This is a genomic window from Kribbella deserti, from assembly GCF_042434725.1.
GTDB lineage: Bacteria > Actinomycetota > Actinomycetes > Propionibacteriales > Kribbellaceae > Kribbella > Kribbella deserti.
In genome coordinates, this window is sequence record NZ_JBHLTC010000018.1 from 812,705 (window position 1) to 825,168 (window position 12,464).

A 12,464-nucleotide genomic window follows, 5' to 3' on the forward strand; every position below is an offset into this window, starting at 1 on the left:
CGCCGCCGTGTTCACGACCATCTTGTTCTCGGCGACTTTGCTGGGTGCTCTCGGGCTGCTTTTCGAAACTGGCGCGCGTGGCCAGGTCAGTACGGGTGAGTACGCCGCGGCGCCGATCCTGCTCGGGGCCTCCCAGTCGGTTCCCGTGGACGACGACGTCGACCTCGCCGTACCAGGGCGTGCGTTGCTCCCCCGGTCACTGGCCGATGAGATCGTCCGTACGGCGCCGGACGCGCGAGTTGTCGTCGACGAGGTCGTGCCGGCCATGCTGCAGGAGCCAGTCACGGCTCATCCGATCGAGGCGTTGGCTCTTGGTGACCGCCGGATCGTCACCGGCGCGGCACCACGATCGCCCGGTGAGGTCGCACTCCCCCACGGTTTGGCGGACCTGGGCAGCACGGTCGACATCGCGTTCGGAGGTGCGGCCCGTCAGTTCAAGGTCGTGGGGTTGACCTCGGCGGACGACAGCGGCGTCGACGTCCCCGACATCTACTTCACCGATGCGGACGTCAGGCGCGGTAGCGCCCGCGACGACCAGGTGGCGGCGATCGGGGTGTGGCCCGGCAGTTCGGGCGATCGCGGCCTTCGGGACCTGGCGGTGAGTCGTGGGGCCCTGGTTTGGGACAAGGAGAACCGGGGCGAGCTGGAGGTCGTGCGCCAAGGGCAGGCCAAGGCGACGCTTACCTCGGCGGGTGGCGCGTTCGGCGGGCTAACGGTCATCGTCACGCTCTTCACCGTGATGGCGTTGACGTCCCTGCAGGTACGCGAACGGGCTCGGGAGCTTGCGATGCTTCGCGTGGTCGGAGCAACCTCTAAGCAGGTCCGGCAACTACTACTCGGTGAGGTACGCCGTACCGCCATCATCGCCGGGATCATCGGCAGTGTCGGTGGACCGCTTCTGGGCGCTGCGATGGTCGCCCTCGGTCGCTGGAGCGGAACCTTGCCTGAGGGGCTCGATCCGGTTCTGGGCTTCTTTCCGCTCGTTATCCCGGTTGTAGTGGCTGTGCTGGCCGCCGAGGTGTCAGTACGAATGGCCGCCCGTAGGGTCGTCGGACGCGGCAGCCCGCTATCGGGTCTGCGGGGTGGTGACGAGGCCTCGGCTCCGTCGACCAGTCCGACTCGGTTGACCATCGGTTTGGCGGTCCTGGCTCTCGGCCTGGCTATGGCGGCCGCGCCCTGGATGTTCTCGGGTGACGGGGCTACCGGGTTGAGTGGCCTGTCGAGCCTGGTGATCGCACTGTCGATCGGACCGCTCAGTCCCTGGATCGTGCGTTTGGCCGCTCGGATCGTGCAGGGATCGGCGATGCGGGATGTGACGCGGTACCTGGCGCTGAGCAACGTACGGCTGCGAGCGGCGCGGGTGGGCGGTGTACTAGCTCCGGCGGTTCTTGGCGTCACCCTCAGCTGCACCCAACTCTTCGCCGGGGCATCGATGGGCGCCGTTGCGAGTGACCAGGTTGAGGCTGGCCAGCGCGCCGATCTAGTTGTGACAGCCGGCCCCAGCGGGATCGACAAGACGACCGTGGAGAAGGTCGCAGGGACTCCCGGGGTTGGCTCGGTTGACCACGTTGCGGCCGGCACTGTTGTCGTACGAGGCCCATCCGCCGACAGCTCGTGGCAGCCGCTGCAGGTTCTCGGAGCAGACCGTGATGGCCTTGCGCGCTATGCCGATCTAGACGCGCGCGACAGCGGCCAGATCGACCTAGGCGCTGATGAGGTCGCCCTGGGCGTTCAAGGCGCCGACACGATCTACGCCAGGGTCGGCGATCAGGTCACCGTAGTACTGGCGAACGGCCGTACGATCCAACGCCGGGTAGCGGCCATTTACCGGCGCGGATTGGGCTTCGGTGAGGTCGTGCTCCCGCTCGAGGATGTCCGAGGCGCTACGCCGTCCGGACGGGTGAACGCCTTGGTCGTCACCTTGTCACCGGGTACGACGACCGAGCAGGGCGCAAACCGTATCGCCGAGCGCCTTCAGGATCAGCCGGGCGTGGAGGTCGTACGGTCTCCAGTCGTCTCCGACGCCGAGGCAACCGTTGGTGATCCGGCGTCGTTCCAGGTGGTTCTGCTGGTGATCTTGTGGGGGTACATCGCGATCGCGCTGGTGAGTTCACTCGTGGTGGGCAACCTCGCGCGCCGGGCGGAACTCGCCCTGCTGCACGCGGTCGGAGCCACGCCCGGGCAGCGGCAGCGGGTCGGCCGGTGGGAGGCGGCGTTCATCGCGGCGACGGCGTGTGTCGTTGGTGTCGCGGCAGCCTTCCCCGGCGCCTCCGGGCTGGTCTACGCACTGAGCAACGGGGATCGCGCCGTCCCGGCAATAGCCGTAGGTGGGCTGCTCGTCGTGATCGTCTTGACGTCCGCGCTCGTCTTCGGCGCCGGCGAGCTATCGGCTCGATCGCTCAGACAAGGTCAGGCGGTGAAAGATTCAGGGCCGAAGCGGCCCCAGGCGACGAAACAGATCAGGGCGAAGTAGATGAGGTCCAGCGCCATGAGCTTGTACTCGTGGCGTCGGAATCTAGTGAGCGCCGCGCCGACCATGATGAGTGCGAGGCCCACTGCGGCCAGCGGTATCAGGACCGGCGCGATGTCGAAGACGGCCGGGAGGATGAGTCCTAAGCCGCCTAGTAGTTCGAAGACGCCGATCGCCTTGATGCTGCCGGGGCTGAAGTCCTCCGTCCAGGCAGCTGCTGTCTCAGACGTCTTGGCTATCTTCTCCTTCGGCAAGATGATCTTGAGGCTGCCACTGAGCACGTACACGGTGGCGAGTACTCCGGCGACTATCCATAGGGTTGTGTTCATCAACTTCTCCTGGGAGGGGCTAAGGCCTTGCAGCGGGCGTAGCGAACAAAAGACGCCGGTCGGTGCGGATCTGTGACAGCCGCGGCAGTGTGACGGTCGTCATGGTTGGTGGGTGTCACAGGTTGAGGTCGGTCGGCGTCTTGTGGGCGGTACAGATTTCCGAAGGAACAGGAGTCACGTATGAGCGAGGACGGCCGGCCGGGACCCGCTACCGAGGTTTTCGTAGCCCACCGCAACCTGCTCTTCACCGTCGCCTACGAGATGCTCGGCTCGGCTGCCGACGCTGAGGACGTTCTGCAGGAGACGTGGCTCAAGTGGGCGGCGGTAGACCTTGAGACCGTCCGGGACCACCGTGCGTACCTTGTCCGGATTACCACCCGTCAGGCGCTCACCCGCTTGCGAACGCTTGGACGGCGCAAGGAGTCGTACGTCGGCCCGTGGTTGCCCGAACCGCTCCTGACGGCGCCGGATGTGGCTGAGGACGTCGTACTCGCTGACAGTCTTTCGATGGCGGTGCTGCTGGTGCTGGAAACGCTCGGTCCAACTGAGCGGGCGGTGTTCGTGCTGCGCGAGGTGTTCGACCTGGAGTACGACGAGATCGCGGAGGCCGTCGACAAGACCCCGGCCGCCGTACGGCAGATCGCCCACCGGGCCAGGCAACATGTCGCGGCACGGCGGCCGCGGGAGGTCGCGTCGCCTGCGGAGACGCGGGCGGCCCTTGAGGCGTTCCAGCGCGCAGTACAGACCGGGGACCTGCAAGGGCTGCTCGACATCCTTGCCCCGGATGTAGTTGCTCTAGGCGATGGTGGCGGGATCAAGCAGGCGATGCCGCGTCCGGTCGTTGGAGCCGACAAGGTCGCTCGGCTGTTGCTTGGCGGCATGAGCAGGTTCGGACCGGAGCTGACGATTGAGCCGGCCGAGGTCAACGGATCGCCCTCGCTGTTCCTGCGTCTCCACGGGGAGCTCGACAGCGTGCTGGCGGTGCGTATCGACAACGGGCTGGTCAGCGGCATCTACACCGTGCGCAATCCCCACAAGCTGTCGCACGTGCATGAGGAGACTTCGGTCAGCCGGTAATACCGTAGGGCCGTGACTACGCGATTGATCGTTCTCAACGGCGGCTCCAGTTCGGGCAAGTCGGGAATCGTGCGGTGCTTGCAGGCGGTGCTGCCGGAGCCGTGGCTCGCGTTCGGCGTCGACGGGTTCGTGGATGCGCTCCCCGCGGCGTTGCAGGCCTCAGACGCCGGGATCGAGTTCGGCCCGGACGGCGAGGTCGTCGTCGGTCCAGTGTTCCGGCAGCTGGAGGCGGCCTGGATGAGCGGGATTCTGGCGACGTGCCGGGCCGGGGCCAACGTCATCATCGACGACGTCTTCCTGGGCGGCGCGGCCTCGCAACGTCGCTGGCAGGACGCCATCGGTGACCTGGAGGTGTTGTGGGTGGGCGTGCGCTGTGCGCCGGAGGTGGCCGCGGGGCGCGAGATCGCCCGCGGTGACCGGGTCGGCGGGATGGCCGCGTCGCAGGCCGGGATCGTTCACGAAGGCGTGAAGTACGACGTCGAGGTGGACACCACCGACACCGAGTCGATCGACTGCGCTCGCGCCATCGCGCGCCACCTCACTTAGCCGATTGCCGGCGCTGAATCGCCTCCGAGATGCGCTTGATGCGGCGCAGCCGGGCGTCCCAGGTGGCCCCGACCGAGGAGAGTTGCGCGACCGCGCGGGCGAGTTGTTCGTCGTCCACCCGGTAGCGGACCTCCCGGCCGGCGGGCGCCCCGCGGACCAGGCCGACCCGGTCCAGCACGCCGAGGTGCTTGGCGACGGCCTGGCGGGTGACGGGTAGTTGCTCGCTCAGGGTGGTCGCCGTACCGTCGCCTGCGCTCAGCAGCAGATCGAGCATGCGCCGCCGGGTCGGATCGCCAATCGCCGACCACAGGTCGTCGTCGATGACCGTGCTCATCGGGACGAGACCAACCGCTCGACGTACTCGTTGAGACGGGGAATGAAGTAATCCCAGCCCTTGACGTGTTCGTTGTACTGCTCCTCGAGAGCCGCGATCTCCCAGCCCCGCTCGCGGAAACCCGTCTCGGTGAACCGGACTCGGGTGCCCTCCCCTACCGGGGTGAGCTCGAACGTCACCAGCAGCGAGTTGCCCTGGTTGGCCGACTCGTCGGCCGGATGTGTCCAGCGGAACGAGAAGAACCGCGGCGGCTCGGTCGCCACGACCGTGAACGGCACGGTGGTCCGGCCGGCGCCGGCCTTGTCGATGAAGGTGATATCGCCCGTACCGCCCGGAACCGGCTCGAAGTGCGCCTCGTCCGGCCACCACTCGCGCATGTGCGCGGGACTGCTGATGACCTCGTAGACGATCTCGGGCGCCGCCTCGACGTGGATCTCGCGCTCGATGCTGCCGTATTCCATGACCAGCCCTTCCTGCAACGTCCGGTTGCACATCACCGTAGTCCAGGGTCTCCGCCCGGGCAACGATCGGTTGCTCGACAGGTCGGTGGCCGCGGGCGTGGGTAGGGTCGCTGCGTGGCCAAGCTCGTACTGATCAACGGCGCTCCCGGCTCGGGCAAGTCGACGCTCGCGCAGTTGCTGGCGCAGGACGAACCACTGACGCTCGCGCTCGACATCGACGTCATCAAGCACTCACTCGGCCAATGGGAAACCGCCCTGCCAGCGTCGGGTCTGGTCGCGCGGCGCCTCGCGGTGGCGATGATCACCGACCACCTCGGCAACGGTTACGACGTCATCGTGGGTCAGTTCCTGGCGCGGACGGAGTTCATCGAAGAGCTGGAGGCGCTGGCCAAGTCACTCGGCGCCGACTTCGTGGAACTGGTCCTGCGCGTGGACGAACCCATCCTGCGCACACGCCTCGCACATCGGGCCCTCCACCCAGAACGCTCCGAGCACGTCATCAACTCGACCTTGGTCGGCCCCGACGACGCCCTTAACCTGGTCACCGCCATTAATAACCTCGTCATCCTCCGGCCCACCTGCACCGTCATCGACGCCAACGACTCTCCCGCCACCACCGTTACCCACCTCCGTACCGCGCTGGCCGGGGGTATCTGACGCCGGTTATTTGCCGACGCGGACGACTGCCCATTGGTAGTGGAACGGGCCTTCGATTTCGCGGCGGTCGGTTTGTTCCACCTGGCCGATCGTCGACAGCTGGTGGTGGAGGGTTTCGTCGCTGCGGAAGCTGAAGAAGCGCGGTGGGCCGTAGTCGGAATCGCCGCTCGGGCCTTCGGTCCAGTCCGGGTGTCCCCACAGGCCGAGCGCTAGTGGCGCGCCCGGCTTGAGCACGCGAGCGAGCTCCGCGAGCGCGTTCGGCAGATCGGCGTCGCTAACGTGCAGCAGCGTGCTCATCGTCCACCCGGCGTCGAAGGCCTCGGTCTCGAACGGCAGGTCCAGCACCGATCCGACCTGTACGTCGAGACCAAGCTCGCGGCAGATCTCGACACTGCCCGGAGCCAGGTCGACGCCGCGGAAGTCGAGGCCGGCATCAACAAAGGCCTGCGCGTCGCGGCCGGGGCCGGTGCCGACCTCCAGCACGGCCTTACGTTGTTCGCGGCGGAGTAGTTCGAGGAAGTCGTCTCGTTTGGCCACCCGCCATTCGGGGAGTTCGCGGTCTACCCGGTCGGTGGTCTCGTTGTCGTAGTAGGTGATCAGGTCGGCTTCGCGCTGGCGGCGGGCGTCGTCGGTCATGCCGATACCTTGCCTTGGATGCGGCTCATGCCGACCGGCAAAGTGGTCAGCTTTCTGAGCACTTTGCCTGGCAGACTGATGGGCATGCGAGCTGATCGGTTGGTGGCCACCCTGCTGCTAATGCAGTCCAAGGGACGGGTCACGGCGGCCGACGTCGCCGAGGAGCTCGAGGTATCGGTGGCCACGGCCCGCCGCGACCTGGAGGCACTCTCGGCCGCGGGTATCCCGGTGTATCCGCAACCGGGTCGTGGTGGCGGCTGGTCGCTCGTGGGCGGCGCTCGTACCGATCTGACCGGTTTGACCGCCAACGAGGCGCAGGCGCTCTTCCTGCTGGTTGGGCCGGCCGCAGGCGTCTCCGGCGAAGCCAAGTCGGCGCTGCGCAAGCTGGTCCGTGCACTGCCCGGGACGTTCCGGGAGGACGCGGAGGCCGCTGCGGAGGCTGTGGTGATTGACCCGACTCGCTGGGGTGATCGGCTCAAGGAGCGTCCAACGATGGTGGACCGCCTGCAGACCGCCGTCGTACGTCGTAAGAAGGTGCGGCTCGTGTACGGCGGCCGCAACCGGGAGCAGTCCGAACGGCTGGTAGATCCGTGGGGGCTCGTCGACAAGGACGACATCTGGTACCTCATCGCCGGGACCAACAAGGGTCAACGCACGTTCCGGGTGGATCGCATCGTCGACGCCGAGGTCACCGGCGAACGGGCCGAGCGTCCCGACGACTTCGAGCTGTCCGAAGCCTGGGATCAAGTTGTCACCGAGATGGAGAAGAACAGGTCGTTGTTGTCGGCCTGGGTCCTGATCCCGGATCGGTTCGTGCGGGTGTTGTACACGCACTACGGGCGCCATTGCGAAGTTGAGGAGACGTTCGAGGATGGCCGGTCGCGGGTGCGGGTCGCCGCGCCGACGCCGCTCATGATCGCGCAGCAGCTCGCCGGCTGGGGTTCGATCATCGAGGTGCTCGGGCCGCCGTCGGTCCAGGCGGAGCTGGCCCGGCTGGGCGCGGAACTCGTCGCCGCCTACGGGCCGTCCGCACGTCAAGCCGAGGGAAAGCCACCGACTGCGGGAAATTAGTCTGGACGTGGATGTCCGGTCTGGATCCGCTGGCCTCGACGTCTCCGGTGTAAGGCGCCAAACCGGCGCCGACCGAGAGGAGCAATCGTGAAGTACATGATCCTGACCTTCGCCTCGCAGCAGGACTACGACGGTATGGCCGGTAAGCCGGGCAAGTCGTCGACCTGGACGCCGGAGGACATGCAGGCGCTCGGCGAATACATGACGAAGTTCAACGAGGAACTGGCCGCGTCCGGGGAACTGGTGGAGACCCGCGGACTCGTGGCACCCGTGCACAGCCGGCGGATTCGGCAACGCGACGGCGTTCCCGTGGTCACGGACGGGCCGTATGCCGAGACCCAGGAGGTCCTGGCCGGCTACTGGATCCTTGAGTGCGACAGCTTCGACCGAGCCACCGAGATCGCCTCCCGGCTCAACGACTGCCCCGGGCCGGCTGGAGCCGTCGACAGCTACTACGTCGACGTACGACCGATTGCCGAGTCCCAGGACGATATGGCGCTCTAACCCGTCATGACTGATCCAACGGACCACCGCTGGTACGCCGTACGTGCCCATCTCCTGGAGATGGCGGGCGATCCCGAGGCTGCGCGCGCCGCGTACCGGGAGGCGGCCGACCGTACGACCAGCCTCCCGCAGCAGCGCTACCTACACGCCCGCGCCTCCCGGCTCTAAGTCAGGACTCGCGCCAGTAGCCGAGGGATTTCACGCGTTGCTTCGGTACGCCGAGTTCCTTGCCGACATACGTCGTGAGGGTCCGGGTGGTCACCGTGTCGCAAGCGATCCATACGAACGCCCCCGGGTCGGTGACGTATTCGGGCAGTCCCTTGCGGATTTGCTGCTCCAGGGCGTCGCCGCGGCGCTCGACGTATCGAACATCGTGCAGCGCCGGGTCGCGCCGCATCGGCAACTGCTGGTCGTCGTCGTGCGCGGTCTCGAACCAGATCGTGGTGGGCACGCCGGGCATCGAGTCGAGCAGAGAATTGATCGCCGGCAACGAGGCCGCGTCGCCCACGACGAGCAGACGCGACGGCAACGGTTCGGGGACCGCGAAGCCGGTGCCCTGCAGCGTGGCGTCGATCGATTCGCCCGGCTGGACCTGGCGGGCCCAGTCGCTGGCGAGCCCCTCGTGCAGCGCGAACTCGATGCTGAAGGTGCCGGCCTCAAGATCCGGGTCGACCAGCGTGTACGCGCGCTGATGCGGTTTGCCCGCGTTCGTGAACCACAGCCGCACCCACATGGTCGGATGCGCACCCGTCTGGGCCAGCATGCCGCCGTCGGTGAAGTCGATCCGCCGGTACCGGTCCGTCACCACTTGCTCGGCGCCGGTGACCGTGAACACGAAGTCCTTGCCCCGGAAAAGCTTGAGGACGACTCCTTCCCAACCATGCCCCACGACTACCTCCTGTTGCCGTCCGGCCACGCGCGGCGATCGTTTGCCGATCCGATTGCCGGAGCGGTTTCTGACTTGTAAGTTAGCGAAGCCTAACCTAATGAATCGAGGACGTCTGTGGCCGTCAAGGTCTCACGGGACGCCTGGGGGATCCCGCACCTGCGCAGCGATACCGGTGCGCGGGAGCTTGCCCACCTCCAGGGCGTCAACGCGGCGCGAGATCGTGCCTGGCAGATCGAGCTGGAGCGCCGGCGCAGCCTCGGTAGCAGCGCCGCCGTGCTCGGCCCGGCCGCGATCGCGTGGGACCGGTTCGCGCGCCAAGTCCGCATCGACGACACCGCGCAACGCTGTTTCGCGAGCCTCCAGGACGAGACGAAGTCCTGGCTCACGGCGTATGTCGACGGGGTGAACGCCGCCCTGCCGTCGGCAGACGCCCCCGAGTTCGCGGCGACCGGGCTGATTCCTGGCCGGTGGCAGCCGTGGTCGCCGATCGCGATCTGGCTCACCACCCACGTGTTGTTCGCTGGCTACCCGACCAAGCTGTGGCGCGAACAGGTCAGCCGCCAGCTGGGACCCGAAGCCGCCGACCTCTTCGCGATCGAAGGCCCGGGCACCGCCGGCAGCAACGGCTGGCTCGTCGACAGCAACCGCTCCACCACGGGCAAGCCCATCGTCGCGGGCGACCCGCACCGACTGATCGAAAGCCCGGGCGTCTACCAGCAGATCCACCTGGTCTGCCCGGACTACGACGTGGTGGGCCTGGCCATTCCAGGCGTACCGGGCATCGCGCACTTCGGGCACACCGGTCACGTGGCATGGGCGATCACCAACGCCGTCGCGGACAGCCAGGACCTCTACCGCGAACGCCTTCGCCGCCGGAACGGCCAGATCGAGGCGGAAGGCCCGGACGGCTGGTACGTCGTACCGGCGCACGCCGAGTTCATCGAAGTGGCCGGAGGTGATCCGGTCGAGTTCGAGGTCATCGAAACCCAGCGCGGCCCGATCGTCGCGGGTGGCGCCGACGAAGGCGAAGGCCTGAGCCTGCGGCTACCGCCCCGGGTTCTCGAATCGATCGGATTCGACGCGTTGCCGGCGCTGCTCCGGGCCAAGACGGTCCACGACGTCGACGCCGCCTTCGAGCAATGGGTCGAGCCGGTGAACGTCGTACTCGCCGCCGACACCGCGGGCGGCACCCTGCACCGGGCCGCCGGCCGCGTACCCGAGCGGCCCGAGCGCAACAGCGAGCAGACCGTACCCGCGACCGATGCCCGGTTTGAGTGGCAAGGCTGGAAGCCGATGCCTCGGGCAACAGTCGAGGGTGTCGCGGTGATGGCGAACGAGCGTGGTCTGGCCGGACCGCTCGGATACGACTTCGCTCCCCCGCATCGGGCCGACCGCATCACCGCGCTGCTGGCCGAACGGGACCGCTGGAGCCCCTCGGAGATGGCAGCGATACACACCGACACGTTCAACGGCGCCGCCCGGGTGCTGCTGGACCACCTGGCCCGGCTGAAACCGGACGCGAACGGCGTACGCGATCTGCTGCTGGCGTGGGACCGGCGGATGGACGCCGACAGCATCGAGGCCGCCACCTTCGCGAACCTCCGGTCGGCCGTCGCGCGGCACCTCGCGGCACATCCGGTGATGGCTCGCCTCGATGACCCCGCGGCGTACCCGCAGATCTTCGATCTGTGGACCGGTCTCGGTACGCGGATCGCGTACGCCCTGGAGAACATTCTCGTTCGCGGCGTACCGGGCATCGATCTGGGGGCCGTCGTTAGGGCCGCGCTCGCGGAGACGAAGGTGGCGGCCGAGCCGTGGGGGGCGACGCATCGGTTGTTCGCGTTGCACGCGTTTGCGGGGACGAGCGAGGGCGCGGACTACCAGGCGCCGGCGGTGGTGCTTGCCGGGGACAACGATTGCGTCTGGTCGACGACGAGTGTGCCGGGCGTGAGCGACATCTGCGTGCGCGGTTCGGTCGCCCGGTACGTGTGGGATCTGGCCGATCGCTCGGCGAGCCGGTGGATCGTGCCGCTCGGGGCGTCCGGCATCCCGGGCCATCCCCATTCCCAGGACCAGTTGGCGCTGTGGCAGCGCGGCGAGCTGGTACCGGTCGTGACCGACTGGTCTTTGCTGACAGAGGAGGATTCGATGTACGCCAGCTTCGCACCGGCCGCGTTTACCCAGGTGGTTGACGGCTTCGGCGAGGTGTCGATCGTGCCGGTCGATCCCGAGCGCGACCTCGACCTGATCTACAGCTGGGTGACGGCCGAACGGGCGCGCTTTTGGGGCATGACCGAGCACAGCCGCGAGTTCGTGCTGGAGATCTACCAGCACCTGGACTCGCTTGCGACGCACCACACTTACCTCGTCCGCCGCGACGGCGTGCCGGTCGCGTTGCTCCAGACGTACCAGCCGGAGGCCGATCCGGTCGGCGAGTGCTACGACGTGCAGCCGGGCGATATCGGCGCCCACCTGCTGCTCGGGCCCGCCGAGGCCTACGAGCCCGGGTTCACCGGCGCACTGATGAAGGTGTTCCTGGCGTTTCTGTTCTGCGATCCGGCCAACCAGCGGATCGTGGCCGAGCCGGACGCGCGCAATGCGAAGGTGGTCGCGCGGCTGGAACGCACCGGATTCGTTCTGGGACCGGAGATCGAGCTGCCGGACAAACGCGCCCAGCTCGCGTTCCTCACCCGCGAAACGTACGTCGCCGCCGCGCGGGTTAGCGCCTGACCGTCAACCTGAGGTTCAGCTCGCCTATCTCACGGTGAGCTGAACCTTGACCCCGCGCGGAAAGAGCAGCACCTCACCCACCGGCTCGACGCCAGCCTCAGTGATCGCCAGCTGGTAGGTGCCTGAGGCAACACCGTCCAGCGCGCGCTCCAGATATGCCTCAGCCGCCGCCTGGTCGAACGGATGCGCCAACGGCGTCCACCGGTCGATCTCCTCGGTGTTGAACAGCGACACCATCACCGGCACATCGTCCGGCCGCCACGGGCGCAGCATCAGACCGTCCGCCTCGACCACCAACGGAAGGCTCAAGGGTTGACGGTGATCGTGACCGGCGTGCCGACCTCGACGGTCCGGCTGACCGTGCAAAGACGCTCGTGCGACATCTTCGCGGCGCGCGGCAGTGCTTCGCGGGCCTCGTCACCTTCCGGCCCTTCGGGGAAGCGAACCGTGTACGCCACGGCGAGATTCTCCATCCGGTTACCGGCCTCGTCGCGGATCTTGTCGCCGCGAACCGTCACCGTGAACTCGTCCGGTTCGGCGCGGCGGCTGGTCACCACGTCCACGTCGATCGCCGAACAAGCCCCGATCGCGGCGAGCAGAAGTTCGACCGGGGTGAAGTCGTCGTCCTTGCCGCTGCCGATCGAGAGTTTGCCGCCGCGAACGTTGGTTGCCTCGTAGCGGCTGTTCTCGGTTCGCTGGATGCTGACCGAGCGCTCGGTGTCAGCCATGTATCACCAATCCATTCAGAAGTCGGAAGCTC

15 protein-coding genes are annotated in these 12,464 nt (G+C 67.5%); 8 read left to right on the forward strand and 7 right to left on the reverse strand.

Going from position 1 to position 12,464, the window contains the following annotated elements; all coding sequences use genetic code 11:
• Positions 1-7 precede the first annotated feature (7 nt).
• Positions 8-2,473 (forward strand): ABC transporter permease, encoded by a 2,466-nt coding sequence (locus tag ACFFGN_RS17090; RefSeq protein WP_380048570.1) that lies wholly within the window; start codon positions 8-10, stop codon positions 2,471-2,473.
• Here the strand turns inward: ACFFGN_RS17090 and ACFFGN_RS17095 are convergent.
• On the reverse strand, positions 2,410-2,799 hold the full coding sequence (locus ACFFGN_RS17095; protein WP_380048572.1) for a DoxX family protein: 390 nt from the start codon (positions 2,797-2,799) through the stop codon (positions 2,410-2,412). The genes ACFFGN_RS17090 and ACFFGN_RS17095 overlap by 64 nt on opposite strands.
• 180 nt (positions 2,800-2,979) lie before the next feature.
• Here ACFFGN_RS17095 and ACFFGN_RS17100 point away from each other — a divergent pair, with 180 nt between their 5' ends.
• Entirely contained in the window at positions 2,980-3,876 is an 897-nt protein-coding gene (locus ACFFGN_RS17100; protein WP_380048574.1) for an RNA polymerase sigma-70 factor, read from the forward strand.
• A gap of 12 nt (positions 3,877-3,888) precedes the next feature.
• Positions 3,889-4,422, forward strand: a complete 534-nt coding sequence (cpt, locus tag ACFFGN_RS17105; RefSeq protein ID WP_380048576.1) for a chloramphenicol phosphotransferase CPT — start codon at positions 3,889-3,891, stop codon at positions 4,420-4,422.
• On the opposite strand, the gene ACFFGN_RS17110 is transcribed toward cpt, so the two are convergent.
• Positions 4,415-4,756, reverse strand: a complete 342-nt coding sequence (locus tag ACFFGN_RS17110; protein WP_380048578.1) for an ArsR/SmtB family transcription factor — start codon at positions 4,754-4,756, stop codon at positions 4,415-4,417. The two genes, cpt and ACFFGN_RS17110, sit on opposite strands and share 8 nt — an antisense overlap.
• Positions 4,753-5,250, reverse strand: a complete 498-nt coding sequence (locus ACFFGN_RS17115; RefSeq protein ID WP_380048580.1) for an SRPBCC family protein — start codon at positions 5,248-5,250, stop codon at positions 4,753-4,755. Before ACFFGN_RS17115 ends, ACFFGN_RS17110 begins: the two co-directional genes overlap by 4 nt.
• A gap of 81 nt (positions 5,251-5,331) precedes the next feature.
• On the opposite strand from ACFFGN_RS17115, the gene ACFFGN_RS17120 reads away from it, so the two are divergent.
• Positions 5,332-5,874 carry a P-loop nucleotide/nucleoside kinase family protein gene (locus tag ACFFGN_RS17120; protein ID WP_380048582.1) on the forward strand — a complete coding sequence of 181 codons (543 nt, stop codon included), beginning with the start codon at positions 5,332-5,334 and terminating at the stop codon, positions 5,872-5,874.
• A gap of 6 nt (positions 5,875-5,880) precedes the next feature.
• Here ACFFGN_RS17120 and ACFFGN_RS17125 read toward each other — a convergent pair whose 3' ends face one another.
• On the reverse strand, positions 5,881-6,510 hold the full coding sequence (locus ACFFGN_RS17125; protein WP_380048584.1) for a class I SAM-dependent methyltransferase: 630 nt from the start codon (positions 6,508-6,510) through the stop codon (positions 5,881-5,883).
• An 84-nt stretch (positions 6,511-6,594) separates the two neighbouring features.
• On the opposite strand from ACFFGN_RS17125, the gene ACFFGN_RS17130 reads away from it, so the two are divergent.
• The 3 genes from ACFFGN_RS17130 to ACFFGN_RS17140 all read left to right on the forward strand — a co-directional run bounded on the left by ACFFGN_RS17130 (position 6,595) and on the right by ACFFGN_RS17140 (position 8,253).
• Complete coding sequence (locus ACFFGN_RS17130) at positions 6,595-7,581, forward strand: helix-turn-helix transcriptional regulator (protein ID WP_380048586.1); 987 nt, start codon at positions 6,595-6,597, stop codon at positions 7,579-7,581.
• Positions 7,582-7,677: 96 nt separating this feature from the next.
• Positions 7,678-8,085 (forward strand): YciI family protein, encoded by a 408-nt coding sequence (locus tag ACFFGN_RS17135; RefSeq protein WP_380048754.1) that lies wholly within the window; start codon positions 7,678-7,680, stop codon positions 8,083-8,085.
• Between the two features lie 6 nt (positions 8,086-8,091).
• Positions 8,092-8,253, forward strand: coding sequence for a hypothetical protein (locus ACFFGN_RS17140; RefSeq protein ID WP_380048588.1), 162 nt, complete (start codon positions 8,092-8,094; stop codon positions 8,251-8,253).
• Between the two features lies 1 nt (position 8,254).
• On the opposite strand, the gene ACFFGN_RS17145 is transcribed toward ACFFGN_RS17140, so the two are convergent.
• Complete coding sequence (locus ACFFGN_RS17145) at positions 8,255-8,974, reverse strand: siderophore-interacting protein (RefSeq protein WP_380048590.1); 720 nt, start codon at positions 8,972-8,974, stop codon at positions 8,255-8,257.
• A gap of 114 nt (positions 8,975-9,088) precedes the next feature.
• Between ACFFGN_RS17145 and ACFFGN_RS17150 the strand changes: the two genes are divergently transcribed.
• Positions 9,089-11,704 carry a GNAT family N-acetyltransferase gene (locus tag ACFFGN_RS17150; protein WP_380048592.1) on the forward strand — a complete coding sequence of 872 codons (2,616 nt, stop codon included), beginning with the start codon at positions 9,089-9,091 and terminating at the stop codon, positions 11,702-11,704.
• 24 nt (positions 11,705-11,728) lie between these two features.
• On the opposite strand, the gene ACFFGN_RS17155 is transcribed toward ACFFGN_RS17150, so the two are convergent.
• Positions 11,729-12,013 carry a GNAT family N-acetyltransferase gene (locus tag ACFFGN_RS17155; protein WP_380048594.1) on the reverse strand — a complete coding sequence of 95 codons (285 nt, stop codon included), beginning with the start codon at positions 12,011-12,013 and terminating at the stop codon, positions 11,729-11,731.
• On the reverse strand, positions 12,010-12,432 hold the full coding sequence (locus ACFFGN_RS17160; RefSeq protein ID WP_380048596.1) for an OsmC family protein: 423 nt from the start codon (positions 12,430-12,432) through the stop codon (positions 12,010-12,012). The genes ACFFGN_RS17155 and ACFFGN_RS17160 overlap by 4 nt, the downstream gene beginning before the upstream one ends.
• Positions 12,433-12,464 lie beyond the last annotated feature (32 nt).